This window comes from Sphingomonas changnyeongensis (genome assembly GCF_009913435.1).
GTDB lineage: Bacteria > Pseudomonadota > Alphaproteobacteria > Sphingomonadales > Sphingomonadaceae > Sphingomonas_B > Sphingomonas_B changnyeongensis.
The window spans coordinates 912,276-937,896 of the sequence record NZ_CP047895.1 but is presented as its reverse complement, the minus strand read 5'-3'; the positions used below and the strand labels follow the sequence as shown (position 1 = coordinate 937,896).

Below are 25,621 nucleotides of genomic sequence, written 5' to 3'. Positions count from 1 at the left end.
CGAAGCGGGAAAGCGCAGGTTTAACCGCGGCTTTACCAAAATCCCCTAACCCGGGGGCCAAGCACAGCCTGCCAGGAACCAACGCCGTGACCGCCACATCCTCCGCGTCCCACCCGGCCCGCCAGCCTGTTCGCGCCGCCACCATCGCCGACCGGCTGCGCGAGTTCGACCGCGAAGGCACGCTCGAAGCGCAGCTGCGCGAGGTGAGCACCCTGGTTGACGGCCATCTACCGGATATCGCTGCATTTTTCTGGCAGGCTTACAATGCCTCGCCCAATGTGGCGGCGAAGATCGGCGGCGAGCGCCTGACCCGCTTCGTCGAGGACAGCCTGCTCTACACGCGCGAACGGTTCAGCAATCCGCGCAGCGAACGCTGGGCGGATCTGGCGCGGCAGAATGCGGCGCGGTCAGAGGCGGCGGGCGTGCCGCTGCACACCACGCTGGCGGCGCTCAGCCTGACCTATGACCATGTGATCGACGTGCTTTACGACAAATGCGGCGACGAGCGGGAACGGTTCCGCAACCTTGCCCGCGCGATCCGGCGGATCATGATCATGGAAGCCGACATCATGTCGGCCCATGTCAGCGAACTGCGCGCCAACCGCGCCTCGGCCGAGCGGTCGCAGCATGCCGACATGTTCCAGAGCCGCATCGCAACCGAGGTGTCGAGCGCCTTTTCGCTTGGCGAAACGCTGCGCAACCAGGCGTCCGATGCCTCGGCCGCCGCGCGCGGGATGCTGGGCAAGGCAAGCGAAGTGGCCGCCGCCGCCGAACAGTCGGCGGTCGCGATGCGCGAGGCCGCGCACACCGCCGCCGGGCTGATCCGCGCGATCGAGGATGCGCGCAGCGAGGTCGAAGTCGCGGCCAATATCGCCACCCGCGCCGCCGCCCAGGCCGGCGATGCGGTCAGCGTGTCCGAGGCGCTGTCCGCCCATGCCCAGTCGATCGAATCGATTCTGGGGCTGATCCGCGACATTGCCGGCCAGACCAATCTGCTGGCGCTCAACGCCACGATCGAGGCCGCCCGCGCGGGCGATGCCGGGCGCGGCTTTGCCGTCGTCGCGCAGGAGGTGAAGAGCCTCGCCAACCAGACGGCACGCGCCACCGATGACATCGCCGCCAAGATCGCCACCATTCAGGCGGCAACGCGCACCACGGTCGACGCCAACAGCTCGATCCGCGACACGGTGGGCGAGGTCCAGCAATCGGCCGACCGCATCCGCACGGCGATGGAAACCCAGGCCCAGACGGTGACGATGATCACTGCCGCCGTGGACGAAACCGCCCTGGCCGCCGATTCCATGTCGGCGACCATCGCCGCGATCCGCCAGGACACCGAAAATGTCGCCAGCGAGATCGACCAGCTGGAAACCGGCTTCCGCCGCGTCGACGCCCAGCTGGGCCAGCTGCGCGCCGCGGCGACCGATTATGTGAAGCTGGTGGCCTGAGGGATTGTTTGTGCTGCGACTTGCGGCGCAGGAAGTTGTTTGTTGCGCGCCTCACGGCGCGGGGGCGGCACCGGCCCGCTCCCCCACCCGGCCACCCATATGATACTGCCGTTGGGTGGCCGGGTGGGGGAGCGGGCCGGTGCCGTTCTTCCCCAACAAAAACAAACCCCGCGCTCACGACCAGCCGCCTTGGCGGCCGGCCGCAGACCGGCTAGGCGCCGGGCATGATCCATGTCCTTCTGACCGGCGCGAGCCGGGGCATTGGCGCCGCCGCCGCCGCTGCGCTTTCCGACTGCCGGGTGTTCGGCACCAGCAGCGCCGATGGCGATCTGGCCGATCCGGCAACGCCGCAGGCGATCTGGCACAAGGCGCTCGACGCGCTTGACGGGCGGATCGATGTGCTCGTCAACAATGCCGGCGTGTTCGAAGCCGCCCCGCTCGATCTCGAGCATGACGACTGGGTGGCGGCGTGGGAGCGCACGATGCGCATCAACCTGACCGCATCGGCGGAGCTGTGCCGGCTGGCCGTCCGGCACTTTACCGATCAGGGCGGCGGGCGGATCGTCAATGTCGCCAGCCGCGCCGCCTATCGCGGCGACAGCCCGGCGCACTGGCATTATGCCGCGTCCAAGGCCGGGATGGTCGGCATGACCAAATCGATCGCCCGCGCCTATGCGCGCCAGTCGATCCTTGCCTTCGCCATCTGCCCGGGCTTCACCATGACCGGCATGGCCGAGGATTATCTGGAAAGCCGCGGCGGCGACAGGCTGCTGGCCGACATCCCGCTCGGCCGCGTGGCCATGCCCGAGGAAGTGGCCTCGGCGATCCGCTATCTCGCGCTCGATGCGCCCGCCTCGATGACCGGCGCGGTGCTCGACATCAACGGGGCCTCCTATGTCCGCTGACGCAGGCGGTGCGATCGACAGCTGGAAGGTCTCGCTGCCCTGCACCCGGGCCGAGGCGGAGGCGATCGATGCCGGGCTGATCGACATCGATGCCGTGCTGATGACCAGCGAGGAGGTCGAGGACGACCGCGAACGCTGGCGGCTCGACGCCTATCTGGAGCGCGCGCCCGATGCGGCGATGCTGGCCGCGATCCGCGCGCTGGTGCCGAGCGCGGCCGATATCGAGCCGGTGGTCGAGGCGCTCGGCGCGCAGGACTGGGTGACGCTCAGCCAGCAGGGGCTGGAGCCGATCCGCGAGGGCCGGTTCGTCGTCCATACCAGCGCCCATCCGGTCGCGCCGCCGCCGGGCGGGCGCGCCTTTCTGATCGATGCCGGCCGCGCCTTCGGCACCGGGCATCATGCGACGACATCGGGCTGCCTGGCGATGCTCGACGCGCTGGCCGGCCAGCATTTTGCCAATGTCATCGACATCGGCACCGGCACCGGGCTGCTGGCCTTCGCCGCCGCCCATCTGTGGCCGGACGCGGCGGTGACCGCGACCGATATCGACCCGGCGGCGATCGCGGTCACGGCGGAAAACGCCGCCGCCAACAGCATCGCCGGGCTGAAGCTGATCGTTGCCGACGGCACGCTCGACGACGCGATCGTCGCCGCTGCGCCCTATGATCTGGTGATCGCCAACATCCTGGCCGGGCCGCTGATGTCGATGGCCCCCGAACTGGCGGCGATTGCGGCGGCGGACGCGACCATCCTCCTCGCCGGGCTGCTGGAAACACAGCGCGCCGAGCTGGTTGCCGCCTTTGAAGCCTGTGGCTGCACGCTCGAAGCGGCCGACCGGCGCGGCGACTGGACGATCCTGCGCCTCAAGGCCGGCGCGACCCGGTTCGTGCCGGCAACCCCGCCCGACCCCAAGGGCCGGGACGGCTGGGCGCTCGACATCTAAGCCGTTATTCGCAGCGGCCGATCACCCGGCGGCACGCGACCGGGCATAGTCCTGGGTGCCGCGGGTGATGACGCGGTCGCCGGGCAGGATTTCGGCGATGGAAATGTCGGGCAGCGCCGCCAGCTCGGCATAAAGCGGCGCGAAATCGGTCTCGACCGTGACCCGCAGCAGGTCTTCAAAGCTCGGGATCACGAAATAATTCTGCTGATAATCGTCGATCCGATATTCGGTGCGCATCACCCGGGCGAGGTCGAAGCCCAGCCGGTTGGGGCTTGGATCGTCGAGCGCGAACAGGCTCTCGCCCTTGCTCGACACGATGCCCGAGCCATAGATTTTCAGCCGGCCATCCTCCTCGATCAGCCCGAACTCGACCGTGTACCAGTAGAGCCGCGCCAGCCGGTGGATGGCATTGTAGCGCATCGACCGCAGCCCGCCTTCGCCCCAGGCGACGACATAATCGGCAAATACCGGGTCCGCGAGCATCGGCACATGGCCGAACACATCGTGGAATACATCGGGTTCCTGCAGATAGTCGAGCTGATCGGGCCGGCGGATGAAATTGCCCGCGACGAAGCGGCGATTGGCCAGATGTTCGTAGAACACATGGTCGGGCACCAGCCCCGGCACCGCGACGACCTGCCAGCCGGTCAGCTTCATCAGCCGTTCGGACAGCTCCTCGAAATCGGGGATGCCGGGCTTGGACAGGCGCAGCACATCCAGCCCGCGCAGGAACGCGTCTGACGCGCGGCCGGGCAGCAGCTTGCTCTGCCGCGCAAACAGCCGGTCCCAGGTCGCATGATCCTCGGCGGTATAGGCCGCCCAGTTCTGCGGGATCGTCCAATCGGCACCCGCGCCTTCGGGCGGGCGGTCGAGCACATGCGTTTCCATGCGCCATTCCTAGACCGGGCAGCGCGAAAAAGCGATAAGCCGCTGTGATGGCGGCACGCATCATCATGGCGGCCGGGTTTACCGCGCTCGCCTATCCGGCGCTGGCGGCACTGCTCGGCGCGGTGCCGGTCAATCCGCGCTGGTCGCCGCCCGACACCGGCATCACCGTCCATGTCGCGACCAATGGCGTCCACAGCGGCATCGTGCTGCCGGCATCGGCGCTCGGCGATCTGGTGCGCCCCGGCGACCTGGCCGATCCGCGCCGCGCCGGGCCGCTGATCTGGATCGGCTGGGGCGAGCGCCACGTCTATCTGGGCACCCCGCGCTGGCAGGATGCCCGGCCCGGTCCGCTGATCGCCGCCGCGTTCGGCAGCGACGCCACGCTGATCCATGTCGATCACCTGACCGCGCCGCCACCGGGCGCGCGGCCGCTCCGCCTCAGGCCCCATGAATATCGCCGGCTGGTCGCCGCCATCCGGCGGAGCTTCGCCCCCGGCCGCCCGCGCCCCCTTGCCGGCTATGGCCCGGCGGACGTGTTTTACCCGGCGACCGGGCGCTATTCGCTGCTGTTCACCTGCAATGGCTGGACGGGCGCGGTGCTCCGCGACGCCGGCGTGCGGACCGGCTGGTGGACCCCGCTCAGCGCCACCGTGATGCAGTGGCGGTAGCGGGGGGTGTTTGTTCGGGAAGAACGGCACCGGCCCGCTCCGGTTGTTTGTGCTGCGCCTTGCGGCGCAGGGGCGGCACCGGCCCGCTCCCCCACCCGGCCACCCATATGATACTGCCGTTGGGTGGCCGGGTGGGGGAGCGGGCCGGTGCCGTTCTTCCCAGCAAACAACACCCGGTGCCGCCGTGCGGCGTGAGCCGCACCACCAACAATCCGTTCTTCCCGGCTAACCACTCCCCGCCGCGGCGACGATCGCCGCCCAGCCGGCCTCGTCGATCACGCGGATGCCCAGTTCCTCGGCCTTTTTGAGCTTGGAGCCCGCGCCCGGCCCGGCGACCACCAGATCGGTCTTGGCCGATACCGATCCGGCGACCCGCGCGCCCAGTGCCAGCGCCTGCGCCTTGGCCTCGTCGCGCGACATGGTCTCCAGGCTTCCGGTGAACACCACGGTCTTGCCGGTGACTTCGGAGTCGCGCTCATTGGCCGCAAAGGGCTGGGGGGCGATTTCGCGCAGCAGATCGTCCCAGGCGGCGCGATTGTGCGGTTCGGCGAAGAAATCGGCGAGAGCCTGGGCGACGACCGGGCCGACGCCCTCGACGGCGGTCAGTTCGGCAAAGGCCGCCGGGTCGGTGCCCGCGCGGGTGGCGACATCGGCCAGCGCCTCGACCGTGCCAAAGGCGCGCATCAGATCGCGCGCGGTGACCGACCCGACATGGCGGATGCCGATGCCGAACAGGAAACGCGCGGCCTCGGGCGTCCGGCGCGCCTCGATCGCGGCGAGCAGATTGTCGACCGAGGTTTCCGCCCAGCGTTCGCGGCCGACAAGCTCGGCCCGCCGGGCGCGCAGCCGGAAGATGTCGGCGGGGGCATGGAGCAGGCCGTCGCGGAAAAAGCTTTCGATCGTCACCCCGCCCATGCCGTCAATGTCCATCGCCCCCCGGCTGACGAAATGGCGCAGACGCTCGACCCGCTGGGCCGGGCAGATCAGCCCGCCGGTGCAGCGTATGTCGACCTCGCCCTCCTCGCGCACCGCGTCCGATCCGCATTCGGGGCAGGTGGCGGGAAAGACGAAATCCGGCCGCTGGATCTCGGGCGTCAGATTTTCGAGGATCTGAGGAATGACGTCGCCGGCGCGCTGCAGCGTCACCCGGTCGCCGGGGCGCACGCCCAGCCGGGCGATCTCGTCGGCATTGTGCAGCGTGGCGTTGGTGACGACGACGCCGCCCACCGTCACCGGCTCCAGCCGCGCAACCGGCGTCAGCTTGCCGGTGCGCCCGACCTGGATGTCGATCGCGATCAGCGTCGTCTGCGCGCGCTCGGCGGGAAATTTGTGCGCGACCGCCCAGCGCGGGGCCTTGGCCACCTGGCCCAGCCGCGCCTGCCAGTCGAGCCGGTCGACCTTGTAGACCACACCGTCGATATCGAACGGCAGGTCGGCGCGCAGCGCCTCGATCCGCCGGTAATGGGCAAGCGCGCCTTCCACCTGCTCGGCGCGCAGCAGCAGCTCCGACACCGGCAGCCCCCAGCCGGCAATCGCCTGCATCACCTCATATTGGGTGGCACCGGGCAGGTCCGACGCCTCGCCCCAGCCATGGGCCAGAAAACGCAGCGAGCGCGTGGCGGTGACCGACGGATCCTTTTGCCGCAGCGACCCGGCAGCGGCGTTGCGCGGATTGGCGAACACCCGCTCGCCCGCCAGCCGTTCGTTGAGCGCGGCGAAATCGGCCTTGGCCATGTAAACCTCGCCGCGCACCTCGAAGACGCGCGGCGCATCGCCGTTCAGCCGCGCGGGGATGTCGGCGATGGTGCGGACATTGGCGGTCACATCCTCGCCGACCATGCCGTCGCCGCGCGTCGCCGCCAGCACCAGCCGGCCGTCCTCATAGCGCAGCGAACAGGACAGGCCGTCAATCTTGGGCTCGGCGGTCAGCGCAACCCGCTCGTCCTCGCCCAGATTGAGGAACCGCCTGACCCGGATCACGAACTCCAGCACATCGGCATCGGCAAAGGCATTGTCGAGGCTGAGCATCGCCCGCGCATGCGGCACCTTGGCCAGATGCGCGGCGGGCGCGGCGCCGACCTGGCGCGACGGCGAATCGGCGCGCACCAGCTGCGGCCAGGCCGCCTCCAGCGCCGCATTTTCGCGCACCAGCGCGTCATAATCGGCGTCCGCAATCTCGGGCGCGTCCTCGGCGTGATACAGGCGATTGTGATGCGCGATCAGCGCGGCCAGCTCAGCCAGCCGGCGCGCGGCATCGCCCTCGGTCATCAGGGTCATTGCGGCTCCAGCAGCCGGGCCGCCTGGGCGCGGGCTTCGTCGGTGATGGTGGCGCCCGAGAGCATGCGCGCGATCTCCTCGCGCCGCGCCGCCGCGTCAAGCGGGACGACGCCGGTGCGCGTCACCAGCCCGTCATGGCTCTTGGCGATCAGCCAGTGGCCGGTGCCGCGTGCCGCGACCTGCGGGCTGTGGGTGACGACCAGCAATTGCGCCCGCCCGGCCAGCCGCGCCAGCCGGTCGCCAATCGCACTCGCCACCGCGCCGCCGACGCCGCGATCGATTTCGTCAAAGATCATCGTGCCGGCCCCGCCCTCCTCGGCCAGCGCGACCTTGAGCGCGAGGATGAAGCGCGACAGCTCCCCGCCCGAGGCGATCTTGGCGAGCGGCGCGAACGGCGCGCCCGGATTGGTCGAGATCATGAACTCCACCCGGTCGCGCCCGGCCGCGCCCCATTGCTCCTCGGGCAGCGGCTGCACCGCCGTCTGGAACCGCGCGGCGTCAAGCTTGAGCGGGGCGAGTTCGGCGGCGACCGCGGCGTCGAGCCGGGCGGCAGCCTCTGCCCGCCGGGCGCTGAGCGTCGCGGCCTCGGCCGCATAGGCCGCCCGCGCCTCAGCAGCGGCGGCGGCAAGCGCGGCCAGCCCTTCGCCGCCCGCAGCGATCCGCGCCAGCCGGGCGGCAAGCGTCGCGGCAAGCTCGGCAAGCGCGTCCGGCTCGACCCGGTGCTTGCGGGCGAGCGCGCGCAGCTCGAACAGCCGCGTCTCGATCGCCTCCAGCCGCGCCGGGTCATGCGCCAGCGCCTCATGCGCGCGCGCCAGCCGGTCCTCGGCCTCGGCGGCCTCGATCACCGCCCGGTCGAGCGCCGACAGCGCCTCGGCCAGCAGCGGATGTTCGCCGCCGATCCGGTCCAGCCGCCGCGCGGCCTGACGCAGCCCGGCAAGCGCACCGGCCGAGCCGCCCAGATGCTGGTCGACCGCCCCCAGATCCTCGGCCAGCCGCGCGCCGCGCTGGATCGCCGCCCGCTCCTCGGCCAGCGCCTGTTCCTCGCCGGGTTCGGGGGCAAAGCCGGTCAGTTCAGCGACCGCATGGTCGAGCCATTCGCGGTCGCGGTCGGCATCCTCCTGTTCAGCGCGCGCGGCGATGAGCGCATCCTCGGCGGCGCGCCAGGCGGCGTGCGCGCGGGCGGTGGCGGCACTGTCCAGCCGCCCGAACGCATCGAGCAGCGCGCGGTGGCCGCGCGGGTTGAGCAGGCCGCGATCGTCATGCTGGCCATGGATCTCGACCAGCCCGGCGCCCAGTTCGCGCAGCAGCGCCGCCGACACCGGCTGGTCGTTCACAAAGGCGCGGCTGCCGCCATCGGCCTTGACGATGCGGCGGACGATCACCGGCTCGCCCGGATCGATCTCGACCCCGCTGTCGGCAAGCGCCGGGGCGAGCGGCCCCACCGGCTCGAACGTCGCCGTCACCACCGCCTGCGCCGCGCCCTGGCGGACCAGCCCGGAATCGGCGCGCGCGCCGAGCGCGAGGCCGAGCGCGTCGAGCAGGATCGACTTGCCGGCCCCGGTCTCGCCGGTCAGCACCGACAGCCCCGGCCCGAACCCCAGGTCGAGCGCCTCGATCAGCACCACGTCGCGAATGGAAAGGCCGGTCAGCATCGCCTGCTGGTTAGCTGCATCCGCGCGCGCGCGGCAAGCTTGGTGGTGGTGGCGGGGCAGCGGTGGCGCGGCGGTGGTTGCCAGCGGCACGGCGCGCATGATAGGCGCGCGGCTTTCCCGGCCGGACTTTTCCGGCCCCAGTGCAGGCACAGACCGCAGCAATGTTCGAAACCCCCGCTTACGCCCAAGCCACTGGCGCCGCCGGCGCCGGCAGCGCCGCCTTTTTCGTGCAGATGGTGCCGCTGCTGCTCATCTTCGTCATCTTCTGGTTCCTGCTGATCCGTCCGCAGCAGAAGCGGATGAAGGAGCATCAGGCCAAGCTTGCCGCCGTGAAGAAGGGCGACACCGTCGTCACCGGCGGCGGCCTGGTCGGCAAGGTGACCAAGGTCGAGGACCATCATGTCGAGGTCGAACTTGCGCCGCAGATGCGGGTCCGCGCGGTCAAATCGACGCTGACCGACGTTCAGCCGCTGGGCGGCAGCAAACCGGCGAACGACTGATGCTCGATTTCCCGCGCTGGAAGATCTGGGCGGTCATCGTCACGACCGTCATCGGCATCCTGTTCGCGGTGCCGAGCCTGGTGCCCGAACGGCTGTGGCCGGCCGGCCTGCCCAGCCCGCGCATCAATCTGGGCCTCGACCTGTCGGGCGGCAGCCACATCCTGCTCGAAGCCGACACCGCCGATGTCGCCAAGCAGCGGCTGGCCCAGATGGAAGAAACGATCCGCACCGAAATGCGCCGCAACCAGCCGCGCATCGCGATCGGCGATATTTCGACCGCCAGCGGCCGGATCAGCTTTTTCGTCCGCGACGCGGGCCAGGTCGACCCGGCGGTCGAGCGCGTCCGCGCGCTGACGACCGGCGTCGGCGTGACCGGCCAGCGCGACTGGGATGTGCGCGTTGTCGATTCCAACCGCGTGATCGTGACGCCGACCGAGGCGGGCCTTGCCGATGCCGTCGACAAGGCGATGCAGGTCGCGACCGAGGTGGTGCGCAAGCGCATCGACGAGCTGGGCACGCGCGAGCCGACGATCATCCGCCAGGGCCGGGCACGCATCGTCGTGCAGGTGCCGGGCCTGCAGAACCCCGAAGCGCTCAAGGCGCTGCTCGGCAAGACCGCCAAGCTTGAGTTCAAGCTGGTCGACATCGCCGCCAGCCCGACCGATCTGGCGCAGGGCCGCGCGCCCGTCGGCAGCCAGATCCTGCCCTATCCCGACAATCCGCTGGGCGTGCCGCTGATCGCGGTCAAGCGCAGCGTGCTGATTTCGGGCGACCAGCTGATCGACGCCTCGCAGGGGTTCGACCAGCGCACCAACGCCCCGGTGGTCAACATCCGGTTCGACGGCGCGGGCGGGCGCAAATTCGCGCGGGTGACGCAGGAAAATGTCAACAAGCCGTTCGCGATCATCCTCGACAATCAGGTGATCTCGGCCCCCAACATCAACGAACCGATCCTGGGCGGCCAGGCGCAGATTTCGGGCAATTTCACCGTTGAAAGCGCCAACCAGCTGGCGATCGCGCTGCGCTCGGGCAAGCTGCCGGTCGCGCTCAAGGTGATCGAGGAACGCACGGTCGGCCCCGATCTGGGGCCGATTCGATCCGCAAGGGCGTGATCGCCGGCATCGTCGCGACGGTGGCGCTGATCCTGTTCATGCTGGTCACCTATGCGCGGTTCGGCGTCTACACGTCGCTGGCGCTGGCGGTGAACGCGTTCCTGGTGCTCGGCATCATGGCGATGATCGGCGCGACGCTGACCCTGCCCGGCATTGCCGGCTTCGTGCTGACCATCGGTGCGGCGGTCGACGCCAATGTGCTGATCAACGAGCGCATCCGCGAGGAACAGCGGCGCGGGCGCGGCCCGATCCAGTCGGTCGAGTTCGGCTATAAGGAGGCAAGCCGCGCGATCTTCGACGCCAATGTCACCAATGTGATTTCGGCGATCATCATGTTCGTGTTCGGCTCCGGCCCGGTGCGCGGCTTTGCGGTCGTGCTGGCGATCGGGATCGTCACCTCCGTGTTCACCGGCGTGACCTTCACCCGTCTGCTGGTCGCGGACTGGCTGAAGCGCAACCGCCCGAAAGAGATCGTGATCTGATGCGTCCGCTCAAACTCGTTCCCGACAACACCAACATCCAGTTCCTGCGCTACCGGATTGTGGCGCTCGTGCTGTCGGTCGTGCTGATCCTCGGCTCGGGCGTGCTGGTGGGCGTGCGCGGGCTCAATCTCGGCGTCGATTTTGTCGGCGGGCAGATGCTGCGCGTGCAGTTCGCGACCCCGGTCGATGCCGAGGCGCTGCGCACCACGGTCGACCGGCTGGGGCTGGGCGAGGCGACGATCCAGCAATTCGGCTCGCCGCGCGACATGTCGATCCGGCTGCCGCTGCCGCCGGGCGGTGAGGAGGGCGCGAACCGTGCCGCCAGCCAGGTGCGCGAAGCGGTCGGCAAGGCGTTTCCGGGCGCGCGCTTCGACGCGGTGGAAACGGTGTCGGGCAAGGTGTCGGGCGAGCTGTTCCGCACCGGGGCCTGGGCGCTCGGCCTCGCGATGCTCGGCATCGCGCTCTATATCTGGTTCAGCTTTGAATGGCAGTTCGGGGTGGGGGCGCTGTTCGCGCTGTTCCACGACGTGGCGCTGACCTTCGGCTTTTTCGCGCTGACCCAGCTTGATTTCGACCTCAACGTCGTCGCGGCGATCCTGACGATCATCGGCTATTCGCTCAACGACACCATCGTCACCTATGACCGCATCCGCGAGAATCTGCGCAAATACCGCAAGATGGACATGCGCACCCTGCTCGACCTGTCGGTCAACGAAACGCTGTCGCGCACTATCGTCACCTCGCTGTCGCTGATCATGACGCTGGGCCTGCTGCTCGCGATCGGGCCGGATGTGATCTTCGGCTTCACCGCCGCGATGCTGCTCGGCATCATCATCGGCACCTTCTCGTCGATCTATATTTCCGCCCCGATCCTGTTGTGGCTGAACGTGACCGGCGAAAGCTTCGTCCCCAAATCGGGAGCGGAGCCGGGGGCGGAGCGGATCGGCGGCGCGGAACGCCGGCCCGACTGATGCCCGAGCTGCGCCCAGAGGCCCGGGCGCCCGGCCCGGTCATCACCGGCTTTGCCGGCCCCGGCTTCCGGATCGACGGCGTGGCGACCAGCGGCGGCGCGCTGCTTTCGCCCGACTGGTGGCGGCCGATCGAGGCGACATCGCTCGATCTTGATCTGCTCGCGCCGCTGATCGCGCTCAGGCCCGAGTTCATCCTGATCGGCACCGGGCCGGTGCTCGTGCGCCCCGCCCCGGCGCTTGCGGCCGCGATCGAGGCCGAAGGCATCGGCATCGAGGCGATGGACAGCCGCGCCGCCGCCCGCGCCTGGGGCGTGCTGCGCGGCGAAGGGCGCTGGATCGCCGCCGCGCTGCTGCCGCACGGCTTGCCCCCCCGGATTTAAAGGCGTTAGGACAGGCCCCATGGATTTCCGCTTCTCCCGCCCGCTTGGTCTCGCCGCCTGTGCCGGTCTTGCCGTCATGCTCGCTCTGTCCGGCTGCGCGACCAGCGGGCCGAAGCGCGACACCGCCTATATCGCGCGCGATGTGAACACGCTTTACTCGGCGGCCAAGGCGCGGCTCGACACGCGCCGCTACAAGGAAGCCGCGCAGCTGTTCGACGAGGTCGAGCGCCAGCACCCCTATTCGGTCTGGGCGCGGCGCGCCCAGCTGATGAGCGCATTTTCCTATTATCTGTCGGGCGATTACAACGAATCGATCAGCTCGGCGCAGCGCTTCCTGTCGCTCCATCCGGGCAACAAGGACGCGCCCTATGCCTATTATCTGATCGCGCTCGATTATTACGAGCAGATCAGCGACGTCACCCGCGACCAGAAGCTGACCCAGCAGGCGCTGAATGCCATGGGCGAGCTGACGCGCCGCTATCCCAACACCGCCTATGCCCGCGACGCGCGGCTGAAGCTTGACCTGATCAACGACCATCTTGCCGGCAAGGAGATGGAGGTCGGCCGCTTCTACCAGCGGCGCGGCCAGTGGCTGGCCTCGACCTACCGGTTCCGCAAGGTCACCGACGAATATCAGACCACCACCCACACGCCCGAAGCGCTGCTGCGGCTGACCGAGAGCTATCTGGCGCTGGGCGTGCCCGAAGAGGCGAAAAAGGCCGCCGCCGTGCTGGGCGCCAATTACCCCGGCAGCAAATGGTATGAGCGCGCCTATCGGCTGATCGGCGAGCATATGCCCGAGGCCAAGCGCGCCGGCTGAGCCCGGCGGTTTCAAGCCCGCTTGCCTTTGGCGGCGCGGGCGCATATGTCGCGCCCTCCGGTCGGGGCGTAGCGCAGCCTGGTAGCGCATCACACTGGGGGTGTGGGGGTCGCAGGTTCGAATCCTGTCGCCCCGACCAAAAAATCCTCCCTTTCGCGGGGAGGATTTTTTTCTGTCCTACATATAACCTATCTGGTTATTCCTGCCGCCCTGTTCAAACCAGGAGCGGCGCAGTGATGGTGGACGAACTGATCGACGCAGTGATCGCGCGGGAGGGCGGCTATGTCGATCACCCCGCCGACCGCGGCGGGCCGACCAAATGGGGAATCACCGCCGCCACGGCGCGCGCGCACGGCCATGCCGGGCCGGTCAGCACCCTCTCCCGGGCGGCGGCGGCGGAGATTTACCGGCGCATATACTGGCTCAGGCCCCGCCTCGATGCGGTCGGCACCCGCGCGCCGCTGCTGGCGGCGGAGATGTTCGACACCGGGGTCAATATGGGGCCGCGCACCGCGATCGGCTTTCTCCAGCGTGCGCTCAACGCGCTCAACCGCGGCGCGCGCGATTATGCCGATATCGCCATTGACGGGCGGATCGGGCCACGGACGCTCTCAGCGATCGACGGCTTTCTGGCCACACGCGGACAGGCGGGCGAGACGGTGCTGGTGAAGGCGGTCGAATCGCTGCAGGGCGAACGCTATCTGCGCCTCGCCGAAACGCGCCCGGCCAATGAGGCCTTTGTCTATGGCTGGCTCGCCCACCGCATCGGCCAGGCGGCGGCACCGCGCCCGACCGACGCCCCCAGGACCATCCCCCTTGCCGGAGACGACGCCCATGCCCGTGCTTGATGGCCTGATCGGCCCCGTCGCCCGGCTGATCGACCGGGTGATCCCGGACCCGCGCGCCCGCGACGCGGCCAAGCTCGAACTGCTGCGGCTCGAAGGCACGCAGGAACTGGACGCGCTGCGCATGCAGATGTCGGCGATCCTGGCCGAAGCCGGCGCGGCCGATCCCTGGACCAGCCGGGCCCGGCCGGCCTTTCTCTATGTGATCTATGCGCTGCTGCTGTGGTCGATCCCGATGGGGCTGATCAGCGCGCTGTCACCGCGCTTCGGCGCGGCCATCGCCCAGGGCATGGGCGCCTATCTGGCAAGCCTGCCCGAGCCGCTCTACGCGCTGTTTGCAACCGGCTATCTCGGCTACACGGCGGCGCGCCAATGGGGAAAGTCGCGCGGAACCGATAGATAGGTTTCAGATATCTGATTTTATGCAGCTTTCACCAATGGCCTTGTGCCCGGCAAAAGCCAAGGAGGCGGCACGGAAGCCTGATGCTATGTCCGCTGCTGGGAGTGAAAGCGAAAGCGCCCAATGACCGCAGATGGGTGGGAAGCTGCCGTCAATCAATCACGTCCTGTGCGTCTGGAACCGAGATGACGTTCGAGCAAGACAGGTCAGCTCCAAGAAAGCTCAGCAACATAGACGGCATACCATCGGTGGCGTTCTGCGGCGGCGCATCCGCCCGAAGTTGGAGATACAAGTTAAGCGCCGATAGAAGCGCAGCTCTGACCGACGCAGCCTCAAGCTGCGGCGCTGTCGATGCAAGCGCTTTGTCCCCGTCGAGGCCAAGCATCTCGATCCGTCTGACCCCGCGCTGCGGCAGACCTGCCCGGCGGTATAGCATCGGACCGAGCACCTGTTCACGGAAGAAGGAAAGCATGCCAACCGCTTCGAACAGTTCGCCGCGCAGCAGCTTGGTGGCGGCGTAGTGCAGCCAAATCCAGGCGCGTGCTTCGAACCAGTCCGGGCTCATGTTGGGCCAAGCGATCGTCGCGGCGCCAAGCTGTGCCGCGATGCGTTCGCGATCGCGCGCAAACAGCACCGCAGGCATCTCGATTCGGTGATCAAGATCGGATGCAGTCACGAATTTCAGGTCCACGTGGAGCAGCGGGGGCCCGTAAAGGCAGATCAGCAAGCGCGGCTCGCCCACATGTTCTCCCGAAAAGGCGCTGATCAGCGTGCCCAGGCTTTGTGCAAATGCCATTCGTGAATTCATGACCTGCGGATATGCAACCTCGTCGATCACGAGGACGAAATCCAGATCCGAGTGTTCGTCCAATCCGCCATGGATGAACGAGCCACCCGCAAGCAGACCGTCGACATACGGATGATGCTTCACCGCCGCGAGGATGCGTGCGACAAAAGCGGCGTGAACGGGAGGAAGGGTGCTGGTCATACGTTTCTCTAAGCCAGCACTCCTGCATACTTGAGATAGCTAGGACATTCAATCACGCCTTCATCAGGTGCCTCATGCGAAGGCCGCTTTGGGGTCGGTTTCAGCCTGTCAGGTTTTTTCGAAAGAGGTGCGAAAGCGGACTGTTCCTGAGGCTTCGGACTTTGGAACAAAGGCCAAATCCCATAAGCCAAAGAAGCCCCGACGTCTCGCGCCTGCCCGGCCGCGCGGAGCATCGGAGCGAGGTCGAGGGCGTGGACCGCTGCCCCGCCAATATGGACCCCGCCGCCGCCCAGGACATGGGCGCCTATCTGGCAAGCCTGCCCGAGCCGCTCTACGCGCTGTTTGCAACCGGCTATCTCGGCTACACGGCGGCGCGCCAATGGGGAAAGTCGCGCGGGACCGACAGATAGGTTTCAGATATCTGATTTCGTGCAGCTTTCACCGATGGCCTCGCGTCCGGCAAAGGCCAAGGAGGCGGCACGGAAGCCTGATGCCATGTCCGCTGTCGGGAGTGAAAGCGAAAGCGCCCAATGACCGCAGATGGGTGGTTTTCTGCCACTACTTCATGTAACCAGTGGGCTGCCAGGTTCGGAAGGAGATGTCGTGTGTTCAAGCTCTTGCTGCTTGTTGGCGCGTCCCTAGCCCCAGCGTTCTCTTTCTCGAACGAAGACCGAGGGGGCCATGAAGCTGACATCTTTCGTGCCCCTCTGCTGAGGAGACCAAGGCAACCCTTGAGCAGCTGATTGACCAGGAACCTGAACCGTTGAAGCGCACGACCTCGGCCCGCCAGCATTCACAGGGTGGTCAAATAGCCATGACAACCCTCCAGTATGGGGCAGGTGAGGCAGCAATTGCATACCTTTATCACGATGCCCCTAATGCCGAAGGGGACGATTACATCTGCCGGATCAGGATCGATCCCCAAAGCGAAGCGGGCTTGTTTCTAACTATGAATTGGTGCCTCAGCTTCATCGATCAGGCCTACCGTCCTACCGTAGTTGTTCCTTCGGTGGAGCCGCGTTGACCTGCCATTAGCTGCAACAGTCTCAGCGCCCTTGCTAATGACCGCTTCGGGGTCGGTTTCAGACTGTCAAGTTTTTTCGAAAGAGGTGCAAAAGCGGACTGTTGCCGAGGCTCGGGACTTTGGGACAAAGGCCAAATCCCATAAGCCAAAGAAGCCCCGACGTCTCGCACCTGCATGCCCGCGCGGAGCACCGGAGCGAGGTCAAGGGCGTGGACCGCCGCCCCGCCAATATGGACCCCGCCGCGCAAACCCGTTAGCAGGCGCCATGACCGAACCCGCCGCCCCGGCTTCGCCGGCCCCGATGCCCCCGGCTTCGCCGGCCCCGATGCCATCGCCGTCGCTGTTCCTGTTCGCCATTCTTTACGGCGGGATGGTGTGCATCGCCGGCGTCCTTGGCAACAAGCAGGTGGCGATCGGGCCGCTGGCAGTCGAGGCGGGCATTTTCGCCTTTCTGCTGCTGGTCGTGATTTCAAGCGCGGTCGCCGAGCTTTACGGACAGGCGATCGCCAACCGGCTGGTGCGGATCGGGTTCGTGCCGCTGATCGTGTCGCTGCTGCTGTCGCTGATCGTCTGGTCGCTGCCGCCCGCGCCCGACATGGACCCCGCCTATCGCGACGCCTTCCAGCTGATGATGGGCCAGACATGGCGGATCTGGCTGGGCGGCATCATCGCCTATGGCACGTCGCAGACGCTGAACGTCACGCTGTTTTCCTGGCTGAAGGGCAGCAAGGGCGGTGCGGGCAGCCGGGGGCTGTGGCTGCGCGCCGGCATTGCCAGCATCCTGTCGCAGATCGTCGACACCTTGCTGTTCGTCACCATCGCCTTTTACGGCGTCTTCCCGATCGGCGAACTGATCGCCGGGCAGATGCTGGCCAAGGTCACGCTGTCGGCGCTGCTGGTGCCGGCGCTCATCTATATATTGGTGGGGCTTGCCCGCCGCCTCGACGCCCGCCCGATGGAAATTGCCTGATGACGCCTGCCCCGAACCCTGCCGAGCCCGGACCCGTGTCGCGCGCCGACATTCTGATCGAGGCGCTGCCCTATATGCAGCGCTATGCCGGCCAGACCTTTGTCGTCAAATATGGCGGCCATGCGATGGGCGATCCCGCGCTTGCCGCCAGCTTTGCCCAGGATGTCGTGCTGCTGAAGGCGATCGGCATCAACCCGGTCGTCGTCCATGGCGGCGGCCCGCAGATCGGCTCGATGCTCAAGAAACTGGGCGTCCAGTCGGAGTTTGTGAACGGCCTGCGCGTGACCGACGCGGAAACCGCGACGGTTGCCGAAATGGTGCTGTCGGGCACGATCAACAAGGAAATCGTCACCTGGATCAACCAGGCGGGCGGCCGGGCGGTCGGCATTTCGGGCAAGGACGGCAAGCTGGTGCGCGCCGAAAAGCTCGAACATGTCACCTATGACGCCGACCGCGACGAGGAGACGATCGTCGATCTGGGCTTTGTCGGCGCGCCGGTTTCGGTCGACACCACGCTGATCGATCATCTGGAAATCGCCGGCATGATCCCGGTGGTCGCGCCGATCGGCGTCGACGACAAGGGCGAGACCTACAACATCAATGCCGACACCATGGCCGGCGCTCTGGCTGCTGGGCTGGGCGCGGCGCGGCTGTTCCTGCTGACCGATGTGGCGGGTGTGCTCGACAAATCCGGCCAGCTGCTGACCGATATCGGCCCCGATCAGGTGCGCCGCCTGCGCGAGGATGGCACGATCAGCGGGGGCATGATACCCAAGCTGGAAACCTGCCTGCACGCCGTGGCCAACGGGGTCGATGCGGCGGTGATCCTCGACGGCCGCGTGCCCCATGCGGTGCTGCTCGAAATGTTCACCGACCGCGGCGTCGGCACGCTCGTCCGGGCGTGACCGGGGACCGACCACCGACCGCCTGGCACCCGACGACAGATCAAGGATAACGACCCGACATGACCCTGATCCTGACCGCCCTGCTCTACATCATCAACATTATCTGGTGGATCATCATCATCCAGGCGGTGCTGTCCTGGCTGGTCGCGTTCAACGTGATCAACACCTATAACGATGTCGTGCGGTCGATCTTCGAGGCGCTCGACCGGCTGACGACCCCGCTCTACCGGCCGATCCGGCGCATCCTGCCCGATCTCGGCGCGCTCGACCTGTCGCCGCTGGTGGTGCTGCTGGTGATCGGCCTGATCGACCGGCTGCTCCGCACCCAGCTCGCCTCCATGTATCTGGGCGTCTGAGGGGCGGACGATGGCGGCGCGGATCATCGACGGGCATGGCTTTGCCGCCGGGCTGCGCGCCCGGGTGGCCGAAGGGGCCGAAGCGCTCAAGGCACGGATCGGCCGCGCGCCGGGCCTGGCGGTGGTGCTGGTCGGCGAGGATCCGGCAAGCCAGGTCTATGTCGGCGCCAAGGGCAAGGCGACGCGCGAGGCCGGCATGGCCGGCACCGAATACCGGCTGCCCGCCGAAACCGAACAGGATTCGCTGCTCGCGCTCATCGCCCGGCTGAATGCCGATCCCGCGGTTGACGGCATCCTCGTCCAGCTGCCGCTGCCCGCGCAGATCGACGCCCAGGCGGTGATCGACGCGATCGACCCGGACAAGGATGTCGACGGCTTTCACGCGCTCAATGTCGGGCGGCTGGGGATCGGGCTGGACGGGTTCGTCCCCTGCACACCGCTTGGCTGCCTGATGCTGCTGAAGGCCGAGCTGGGCGACCTGTCGGGGCTGGATGCGGTGGTGATCGGCCGGTCCAACATCGTCGGCAAGCCGATGGCGCAGCTGCTGCTCGCCGAAAGCGCGACCGTGACCATCGCCCATTCGCGCACCCGCGACCTGCCGGCGCTGTGCCGCCGCGCCGATATCGTCGTCGCCGCCGTCGGCCGGCCGCTGATGGTCAAGGGCGACTGGCTGAAACCCGGCGCGACCGTCATCGATGTCGGGATCAACCGCGTCGCGGGGGCCGAGCCGGGCAAGACCCGGCTGGTCGGCGATGTCGATTTCGATTCAGCGCGCGCGGTTGCCGGCGCGATCACCCCGGTGCCGCGCGGCGTCGGCCCGATGACCATCGCCGTGCTGCTGCGCAACACCCTGGTGTCGGCCTGCCGCCGCCACGGCCAGCCGATCCCCGCCGGGCTGTGACGACCCGATGATCGAGCTGTTCGCCTCCGCCTTTGCGACGTTTTTCGTCGTCATCGACCCGCCGGGCTGCGCGCCGATCTTCGCCAGCCTGACCGCGGGCGCGACGCCCGCGCACCGCCGCGCGATGGCGATCCGGTCGGTCATGGTCGCCGCCGCCATCCTGTTCGCCTTTGCGATTTTCGGCGAGGTGTTCCTGCGCGCGCTGGGCATCAGCCTTGATGCATTCCGCATCGCGGGCGGGGTGATGCTGTTCCTGATCGCGCTCGAAATGGTGTTCGAGAAGCGCCAGGAACGCCGCGAATCGCGTGCCGAGGAGGTGAAGGCCCAGCCCGCGATCGAGGATGTGTCGGTGTTTCCGATGGGCATCCCGATGATCGCCGGGCCCGGATCGATCGCCAGCGCCATGCTGCTGATGTCGCGCGGCACCGGATGGTCGGAAAGCCTGACCGTGCTGGCGGCGCTGGGCGGCGTGCTGCTGCTCACCATGGTGGCGCTGCTGGTCGCCGGGCCGCTGATGCGGCTGGTCGGCCACAAGATCGAGGCGATGATCACCCGCGTGCTCGGCGTCATCCTGGCGGCGCTGGCCGTCCAGTTCGTGATCGACGGCATTCGCGGCGCGCTCAGCTAGAGCGGTTTTCGAGCCGTCAGGTGATTCCGCCGACTGGAAACCGCTCTAACGCAGCCGCCACAGCCAATAGGGCGATTTTGCGGGCAGGGTGACGGGCTCCAGCCAGTCGAACCGCTCCCCGCGCTCCAGCCGTGCGTAAAAGCCCTTGGGGCTGCGCGCCTTGTAGACCGTCGATTCGGGCAGATAGGGGCAGACCAGCAGATGCGTCGCGCCATGCGCGCGGATGATCGCGCGCGCGCGCTCCGGCGTGCCGTCAAAGGCGTGATGGACGTCGAGGATCGCGTCGCCATTGCGGTGGTACGGGCCGGCAATCGCCTTGTGATGCGTGACGGTGATCAGCCGGGGGCCGAGATCGACAAAGGTGAAGATGGTCGTCGCCGGCAGGCGGCCTATGGGGGCCAGCGCGGCCAGCGTCGGGCACAGCCGGCTGGCGCGGTTGATCTTGGCGCGCAGCGGGCCGGGGCGCGATTTGGGATAGATAGGCAGCGCGCCGACCAGGCTTGCCGCAGGAACCGCGCACAGCAGCCCCGCCGGCACAATGACCCGCACGAGCAGCCGGGTCGAGGCGCGCGCGCGCAGCACCAGCGTCCACACCATCCCGGCGCAGCCGAACAGGCCGATCAGCTGCGACGCCGGCCCGGCGCGCACCTGCCAGACCAGCATGGCGACCGAGAACAGCGACATCACGATCACCGACAGCCAGGGATAGACCGTCTCGGTGCCGCGCGCACGCCACAGGCAGTAAGCCGCCCCGCCCAGCCCCAGCGCCGGCAGCACCGACAGCCCGGTGAACAGCGGCCAGTCCTGCGCGAACAGCGGCTTGGCCTCACGGACATTGCCCAGCCACAGCCGGTAGAGTTCGGGCGACACGCCCTCGGGCCGGCCATGGCAGCCGGGCCAGGCGAACCAGAAAAAAGCGAGCGTCGCCGCCCCGGCAAAGCCCGCGAACAGCAAGCGGCCGCGCCATGTCTCGGCCGGGGCGATCCCGATGGCGGCAACCGCCAGACAGGCGACCGCAACCGTCGTCAGCCACACCGGGGTCAGCGCGTCGCACAGCGGCTGGCGATTGGCATAGGAGGCAAAGACGACATAGGCGATAATCGTCGCCAGCCCGAAGGACAGCGCATAGGCAAGCATGCGCGGCCGCGCATCGGCATGGACGACCCAGCGCAGCACGATCGAGGCCCCTGCGACCGCGATATAGGGCAGCAGCTCAAGCCCGATCGCCAGCGACACTGCGCTGGCGATGCCCACCACCATGCCCCCGCGCCCGCGCCGCGGATCGGCCAGTGCGGCGATGGTGAGCGCGAGCAGCGCCAGCTGCCAGCCATGATGATCGATCCTGAGCGGGCGGAACATGCCCATCGTGCCATGGGCAAAGGGCAAAAGCGCGGCAGCGAGCAGCCATGCGCCGGGCGCGACCAGCCGCCGCGCGGCCAGCGCCAGCGAAAACATCGCGAGCAGCAGCGGCAGCATCGGCGCGATCGCGACCGCCGCCTTTTCCGCCATCGCCCCACCGATGAACGGGCGCAGGCCAAGGATCAGCGCCGCGATCGGCAGATCGACGATCCGCGACCAGTGGATGTTGAAGCCGCCCGGCGGGTTGAGCTTCATCTGGCGAAGGTCGAACCAGTCCTGCCCGGCCAGCCAGGCGCGGACCTGCGCCATGCGCAGATTGTCGTCGGTGTCGGGCAGGGCGAAGCCGCGGATCGCGCCCGCGCGCTCCGACAGCATCCAGGCGCACAGCAGCAGCCAACAGATCACCAGCACGGCCTGCCAGTGCCGCCCCAGCCAGTCCCAGACCGGCTGTAACGGATCATCGGCGCGACGTTGCGGTTCCCATTGCATGACGAGCGCATTAGGGCGGTCGGCGTGAAAGGTGAACCATTCGATATGCTGATGGCGCGGATTCCGCCCGAACAGCGCGCGCTCTATGGCCAGCTGGTGCGATTCCTGATCACCGGCGGCTTCGTCACCCTTTTGGGCGCGGCCGTCTATGCGGTGCCGGCGCAGTTCATGGGCGTGCCGCCGCTTGCCGCCAATGTGCTTGCCTATCTGGTCGCGGCGCTGATCGGCTATGTCATGCACAGCCGCTGGAGCTTTCGCGGCCATGGCCGGCGCGACAATGTGGCGCGCACCACCGGGCGCTTCGTCATCGTCTCGCTGGTCAGCTTCAGCCTCAACAGCCTGTGGGTCTGGTCGCTGACCGACCTGGCGGGCGGCGAGCCATGGTGGGCGGTGGTGCCGATGGTGTTCGTGACGCCGGTCGTCACCTTCCTGCTCAACCGCAACTGGGTGTTCGGCTGATGGAACGCATCGTCTATGACCGCATGGCGGAGCTGGACAGCCGCCACTGGTGGTATCGCGCCCGGCGCGAGATCCTGGCTGGGCTGATCGCCCGCCACATCCCCTGCCCGCCAATGCCCGGCTGCTCGAAATCGGCTGCGGCACCGGCCACAACCTCGCCATGCTCGCCCGGTTCGGCAGCGTCGACGGGATCGAGATCGATGCGGAGGCGCGTGCGCTGGCGAGCGCCCGGTTCGGCAAGCCGGTGCTCGACGCGCCGCTGCCCGCGCTCGCGGGCGTCGCCGACGCGCATTATGATCTGGTCGCGGTGCTCGACGTGATCGAACATGTCGTCGATGACCGCGCCTCGCTGGTCCGCATCGCTCAGACGCTCAGGCCCGGCGGGCGGATCCTGATCACCGTCCCCGCCCATCCCTGGATGTGGAGCGCGCATGACGAGGTCAATCATCACCAGCGCCGCTACACCGCGCGCGCGCTCAAGGCGGTGATCGCAGATGCCGGGCTGAAGCTTGAGCTGTTCAGCCCGTTCAACGCGCTGCTGTTCCCGCTTGCAGCGGCGGCGCGCATCGCCGGGCGGCTGACCGGCCGCACGTCGAGCGACGACGCGCTGCCGCCCGCGCCGCTCAATGCGCTGTTCGAGGGGATATTCGGGCTGGAACGCTATCTGGTCGGGCGCGTGCCGATGCCGCCGGGCGTGTCGTTCGTCGCCATCGCATCGCCCGCGACATAGCCCAGCCGGGCCGAGGCGCGGCGGCCGTCATGGTCGCCGCCGACAATGTCGGCGACCAGATAGAGCGGCCGCCGCTTCGCCTCGATATAGAGCCGGCCCAGATATTCGCCGATCATGCCGAGCACGAACATCTGCACCGCGCCCAGCGTCACGACGACGAACATCAGCGAGGTCCAGCCCTCGACCGTCGCCCCGCGCGCCCAGGCGATCAGGATATAGCCGAGCAGCAGCACCGACGCGGCCCCCAGCCAGAGGCCGAAATGGCTCGCCAGCCGCAGCGGCGCGACCGAAAATCCGGTCACCGCATCGAGCGCGAAGGCGATCATCTTCGCCAGCGGATATTTGGACGTGCCGGCATGACGCTCGGCCCGATCATAAAGGAACGGGACCTGGCGGAAGCCGATCCACGCCACCATGCCGCGGATGAAGCGCGCCTGTTCGGGCAGGCTGAGCAGCGCGTCGAGCGCGCGGCGGCTCATCAGCCGGAAATCGCCGGTATCGACCGGGATCGGCGTCGGCGACAGCCGCGACAGCAGCCGGTAGAAACCGGCAGCGCTCGCCCGCTTGAACCAGGTCTCGCCCTCGCGCTGGCGGCGCACCGCATAGACGACATCGGCCTCGGCCGCGTCCATTTCGGCCATCATCGCGCCCAGCAGCTCAGGCGGGTCCTGCAGATCGGCATCGATGATCAGGATGCGCGCGCCGCCACACAGATCGAGCCCTGCGGTCAGCGCCAGCTGATGGCCGTGATTGCGCGACAGGTTGACCGCAACGACATGGGGATCGGCGGCGGCCAGCGTCTGCATCACCCGCCAGCTGGCATCGCGCGACCCGTCATTGACGAGCACGATTTCATGCGCGTCGCCCACCGCCGCGCGCGCCGCCGCAGACAGGCGGCGGTGCAGCTCGGGCAGGCACGCCTCCTCATTGTAGCAGGGGACGACGATGGACAGCAGGGGCGACGGGGCTGACGACTGATCCGGGCGGCGCATGGCGGGGTTTCCTATTTCACCACCCGGTAGAGCGCGGAGCGGCCATTCGTCCAGACCAGCGTCAGATCGGCGGCGCGCACCGCCCCGGCGGGGCATGGATCGTCCAGAGATAGTCAAAGGCCTGGCGGTTGAACTCGGCAGCCGCGCGGTCGAGATCCGAGCCTTCGCCGCCCCGGCACCATTTGGGGAAGACGATGTGCGACGGATCGCGGCCATAACGGCCGACGCCCGGCTGGCGGATGCTGATCAGCTGGGCATTGTCGACCGCCCACTGGTCGTTGGTGAAGGAATCGCGGCGCACGATGGCGAGTGCGGGCAGATGCTCGGTCCGGGCGGTCGTCCATTCCCAGCGGCAGTTGCGCGCGACCAGCGACAGCACCGGCGCGCCGCGCGGCAGATGATCGAGCGCGCGCGCCTCGTCCCGGTGCAGCCGGTCGTAAAGCAGGAAACTCGCCGTCGTCGCGCCGGCGCGCAGCCCGACAAAGGCCAGGCCCGCGACCGCGATCACCGTCGCCAGCCGCGCATGGCCGGGGCGGACCGCGACGGCGGCGAGCGCCAGCATCGCGATCCAGGGCAAAAGCCGCATATCGGCATAGGCCGAGCCGACCGCGACGCGCGGCATCAGCACGAACACCCCCAGCCCGAGCAGCGCTGGCAGCGCCAGCACCGGATCGACCCGCAGCCGCCGGTCGACCAAGGCGGTCAGGATCATCAGATAGACGATGCCGGCCGAAATGATGTCGAGATCGCGCCACCGGTCGCGCAGCAGCGACAGCACCCAGTAGAGCTTGGCCCCCAGTTGAAGAAATCCCAGCTGCGCGCCTGGGGCGATTCGCTTTTGACGAGCGCCATCAGCCCGAACGCGGCGGCCAGCGGCAGGCAGGCAATGCCTGCCCCCAGCCCCGCCGCCACCACGCCGCGCCCGGCGCGGCGCAGGCGGACGAACTCCGCCCCGAACGCGCCGATGCCCAGCATCCCCCAGCCGACCATATGGACGACCCAGAGCAGCGCGCCGATGACCAGGAACAGCCCGGCGCGCAGCCTGAGCCTGTCCTGCCGCCCGAGCCGGATCCACAGCGCGAGCGCCGCCAGCGACAGCGCGACCGACAGGCAGAAATTGATGAAGCCGAAATGGAACGGGAAGCCGTAAGCCAGCGGCAGCGCGAACAGCAGATGCGGCTGCACCCGGCCATGCACCTCGCGCGACAGCCACAGCAGCGCCGCGACGGTCAGCACCGGGATCAGCATCACGATCAGCTTGGTGCCCGCCTCGACCCCGATCAGCGGCGCGAGCGGCAGGATCAGCAGGTCGATGCCCAGATTGCCGATCAGCCGCCATTCAAAGCCGAAGCCGGTGGCGAGTGAGGCGACATCGCGCGCGGTCTCGACGCGGTACCGGCCCATATGGCCGATCACGTCGATCAGCGGCGGCACCTGCGGCCACAGCAGCGGCAGCGCCGCCAGCAGCATCAGGGCAATGGCGGTCGCGCGCCGGTCGAGCCAGTTCGGGGAAGACGTCACGCGCGCGC

General features: G+C 68.3%; 26 protein-coding genes, 1 tRNA gene and 2 pseudogenes. 21 read left to right on the top strand and 8 right to left on the bottom strand.

Translation table 11 applies throughout. The annotated features are described in order from the left end of the window. Positions 1–86 precede the first annotated feature (86 nt). From GVO57_RS04780 to GVO57_RS04770, 3 genes are all read left to right on the top strand, one after another. Positions 87–1,448: a methyl-accepting chemotaxis protein gene (locus GVO57_RS04780; RefSeq protein ID WP_233281476.1), complete on the top strand. Its 1,362-nt coding sequence runs from the start codon at positions 87–89 to the stop codon at positions 1,446–1,448. Between the two features lie 224 nt (positions 1,449–1,672). Continuing rightward, complete coding sequence (locus GVO57_RS04775) at positions 1,673–2,353, top strand: SDR family NAD(P)-dependent oxidoreductase (RefSeq protein ID WP_160592204.1); 681 nt, start codon at positions 1,673–1,675, stop codon at positions 2,351–2,353. Next, complete coding sequence (locus tag GVO57_RS04770) at positions 2,343–3,296, top strand: 50S ribosomal protein L11 methyltransferase (RefSeq protein WP_160592203.1); 954 nt, start codon at positions 2,343–2,345, stop codon at positions 3,294–3,296. The genes GVO57_RS04775 and GVO57_RS04770 overlap by 11 nt, the downstream gene beginning before the upstream one ends. A gap of 21 nt (positions 3,297–3,317) precedes the next feature. Here GVO57_RS04770 and phhA read toward each other — a convergent pair whose 3' ends face one another. After that, complete coding sequence (gene phhA, locus GVO57_RS04765; protein WP_160592202.1) at positions 3,318–4,184, bottom strand: phenylalanine 4-monooxygenase; 867 nt, start codon at positions 4,182–4,184, stop codon at positions 3,318–3,320. A gap of 47 nt (positions 4,185–4,231) precedes the next feature. Between phhA and GVO57_RS04760 the strand changes: the two genes are divergently transcribed. Next, complete coding sequence (locus tag GVO57_RS04760) at positions 4,232–4,852, top strand: DUF2459 domain-containing protein (protein ID WP_233281475.1); 621 nt, start codon at positions 4,232–4,234, stop codon at positions 4,850–4,852. 225 nt (positions 4,853–5,077) lie between these two features. Here GVO57_RS04760 and ligA read toward each other — a convergent pair whose 3' ends face one another. Together ligA and recN are read right to left on the bottom strand one after the other, a co-directional pair. Beyond that, complete coding sequence (ligA, locus tag GVO57_RS04755; RefSeq protein ID WP_201752729.1) at positions 5,078–7,123, bottom strand: NAD-dependent DNA ligase LigA; 2,046 nt, start codon at positions 7,121–7,123, stop codon at positions 5,078–5,080. A 2-nt stretch (positions 7,124–7,125) separates the two neighbouring features. Beyond that, complete coding sequence (recN, locus tag GVO57_RS04750; RefSeq protein WP_160592200.1) at positions 7,126–8,781, bottom strand: DNA repair protein RecN; 1,656 nt, start codon at positions 8,779–8,781, stop codon at positions 7,126–7,128. A 161-nt stretch (positions 8,782–8,942) separates the two neighbouring features. Here recN and yajC point away from each other — a divergent pair, with 161 nt between their 5' ends. The 8 genes and pseudogenes from yajC (at position 8,943) to GVO57_RS04710 (ending at position 14,294) form a co-directional block, all read left to right on the top strand. Beyond that, the gene (gene yajC, locus GVO57_RS04745) at positions 8,943–9,281 is read left to right on the top strand and encodes a preprotein translocase subunit YajC (protein WP_160593825.1); all 339 of its coding nucleotides are present in this window, start codon (positions 8,943–8,945) and stop codon (positions 9,279–9,281) included. Then, positions 9,281–10,875, top strand: a pseudogene (secD, locus tag GVO57_RS04740) (protein translocase subunit SecD). The gene yajC and the pseudogene secD overlap by 1 nt, the downstream one beginning before the upstream one ends. Continuing rightward, on the top strand, positions 10,875–11,846 hold the full coding sequence (gene secF / locus GVO57_RS04735) for a protein translocase subunit SecF (protein WP_160592199.1): 972 nt from the start codon (positions 10,875–10,877) through the stop codon (positions 11,844–11,846). Before secD ends, secF begins: the two are co-directional and overlap by 1 nt. Beyond that, positions 11,846–12,226 carry an MTH938/NDUFAF3 family protein gene (locus GVO57_RS04730; protein WP_160592198.1) on the top strand — a complete coding sequence of 127 codons (381 nt, stop codon included), beginning with the start codon at positions 11,846–11,848 and terminating at the stop codon, positions 12,224–12,226. Before secF ends, GVO57_RS04730 begins: the two co-directional genes overlap by 1 nt. Before the next feature lie 19 nt (positions 12,227–12,245). Then, a complete protein-coding gene (locus tag GVO57_RS04725; RefSeq protein WP_160592197.1) occupies positions 12,246–13,046 on the top strand; it encodes an outer membrane protein assembly factor BamD in 801 nt (266 codons plus the stop codon). A gap of 62 nt (positions 13,047–13,108) precedes the next feature. Further along, positions 13,109–13,185: transfer RNA gene (locus GVO57_RS04720), tRNA-Pro, on the top strand. A 97-nt stretch (positions 13,186–13,282) separates the two neighbouring features. Next, positions 13,283–13,894, top strand: a complete 612-nt coding sequence (locus GVO57_RS04715) for a glycoside hydrolase family 108 protein (RefSeq protein ID WP_233281537.1) — start codon at positions 13,283–13,285, stop codon at positions 13,892–13,894. Further along, on the top strand, positions 13,881–14,294 hold the full coding sequence (locus GVO57_RS04710; protein WP_160592195.1) for a holin family protein: 414 nt from the start codon (positions 13,881–13,883) through the stop codon (positions 14,292–14,294). Before GVO57_RS04715 ends, GVO57_RS04710 begins: the two co-directional genes overlap by 14 nt. Before the next feature lie 148 nt (positions 14,295–14,442). Here the strand turns inward: GVO57_RS04710 and GVO57_RS04705 are convergent, their stop codons facing one another. Further along, the gene (locus tag GVO57_RS04705) at positions 14,443–15,279 is read right to left on the bottom strand and encodes a nucleotidyltransferase domain-containing protein (RefSeq protein WP_160592194.1); all 837 of its coding nucleotides are present in this window, start codon (positions 15,277–15,279) and stop codon (positions 14,443–14,445) included. 251 nt (positions 15,280–15,530) lie between these two features. On the opposite strand from GVO57_RS04705, the gene GVO57_RS04700 reads away from it, so the two are divergent. The 7 genes from GVO57_RS04700 (at position 15,531) to GVO57_RS04670 (ending at position 20,063) form a co-directional block, all read left to right on the top strand. Continuing rightward, entirely contained in the window at positions 15,531–15,689 is a 159-nt protein-coding gene (locus GVO57_RS04700) for a hypothetical protein (RefSeq protein ID WP_160592193.1), read from the top strand. 353 nt (positions 15,690–16,042) lie between these two features. Further along, the gene (locus GVO57_RS04695; protein ID WP_160592192.1) at positions 16,043–16,303 is read left to right on the top strand and encodes a hypothetical protein; all 261 of its coding nucleotides are present in this window, start codon (positions 16,043–16,045) and stop codon (positions 16,301–16,303) included. 301 nt (positions 16,304–16,604) lie between these two features. After that, positions 16,605–17,273, top strand: coding sequence for a queuosine precursor transporter (locus GVO57_RS04690; protein WP_160592191.1), 669 nt, complete (start codon positions 16,605–16,607; stop codon positions 17,271–17,273). Beyond that, a complete protein-coding gene (gene argB / locus GVO57_RS04685; RefSeq protein WP_160592190.1) occupies positions 17,273–18,178 on the top strand; it encodes an acetylglutamate kinase in 906 nt (301 codons plus the stop codon). The genes GVO57_RS04690 and argB overlap by 1 nt, the downstream gene beginning before the upstream one ends. A 59-nt stretch (positions 18,179–18,237) precedes the next feature. After that, the gene (locus tag GVO57_RS04680) at positions 18,238–18,534 is read left to right on the top strand and encodes a YggT family protein (RefSeq protein WP_160592189.1); all 297 of its coding nucleotides are present in this window, start codon (positions 18,238–18,240) and stop codon (positions 18,532–18,534) included. 10 nt (positions 18,535–18,544) lie between these two features. After that, the gene (gene folD, locus GVO57_RS04675; protein WP_160592188.1) at positions 18,545–19,435 is read left to right on the top strand and encodes a bifunctional methylenetetrahydrofolate dehydrogenase/methenyltetrahydrofolate cyclohydrolase FolD; all 891 of its coding nucleotides are present in this window, start codon (positions 18,545–18,547) and stop codon (positions 19,433–19,435) included. A 7-nt stretch (positions 19,436–19,442) separates the two neighbouring features. Next, the gene (locus GVO57_RS04670) at positions 19,443–20,063 is read left to right on the top strand and encodes a MarC family protein (protein WP_160592187.1); all 621 of its coding nucleotides are present in this window, start codon (positions 19,443–19,445) and stop codon (positions 20,061–20,063) included. A 45-nt stretch (positions 20,064–20,108) separates the two neighbouring features. On the opposite strand, the gene GVO57_RS04665 is transcribed toward GVO57_RS04670, so the two are convergent. After that, positions 20,109–21,911 (bottom strand): AcrB/AcrD/AcrF family protein, encoded by a 1,803-nt coding sequence (locus tag GVO57_RS04665; protein ID WP_160592186.1) that lies wholly within the window; start codon positions 21,909–21,911, stop codon positions 20,109–20,111. A gap of 51 nt (positions 21,912–21,962) precedes the next feature. Here GVO57_RS04665 and GVO57_RS04660 point away from each other — a divergent pair, with 51 nt between their 5' ends. Further along, entirely contained in the window at positions 21,963–22,370 is a 408-nt protein-coding gene (locus GVO57_RS04660) for a GtrA family protein (RefSeq protein ID WP_160592185.1), read from the top strand. Continuing rightward, positions 22,370–23,100 (top strand): annotated as a pseudogene (locus GVO57_RS04655) (class I SAM-dependent methyltransferase). The gene GVO57_RS04660 and the pseudogene GVO57_RS04655 overlap by 1 nt, the downstream one beginning before the upstream one ends. On the opposite strand, the gene GVO57_RS04650 reads toward GVO57_RS04655, so the two are convergent. The 3 genes from GVO57_RS04650 to GVO57_RS04640 form a co-directional block, all read right to left on the bottom strand. Next, positions 23,031–24,092, bottom strand: a complete 1,062-nt coding sequence (locus tag GVO57_RS04650) for a glycosyltransferase family 2 protein (protein ID WP_160592184.1) — start codon at positions 24,090–24,092, stop codon at positions 23,031–23,033. The pseudogene GVO57_RS04655 and the gene GVO57_RS04650 sit on opposite strands and share 70 nt — an antisense overlap. A 61-nt stretch (positions 24,093–24,153) precedes the next feature. Next, complete coding sequence (locus tag GVO57_RS04645) at positions 24,154–24,870, bottom strand: hypothetical protein (protein ID WP_160592183.1); 717 nt, start codon at positions 24,868–24,870, stop codon at positions 24,154–24,156. After that, positions 24,804–25,613 (bottom strand): hypothetical protein, encoded by an 810-nt coding sequence (locus GVO57_RS04640; protein ID WP_160592182.1) that lies wholly within the window; start codon positions 25,611–25,613, stop codon positions 24,804–24,806. The genes GVO57_RS04645 and GVO57_RS04640 overlap by 67 nt, the downstream gene beginning before the upstream one ends. Positions 25,614–25,621 lie beyond the last annotated feature (8 nt).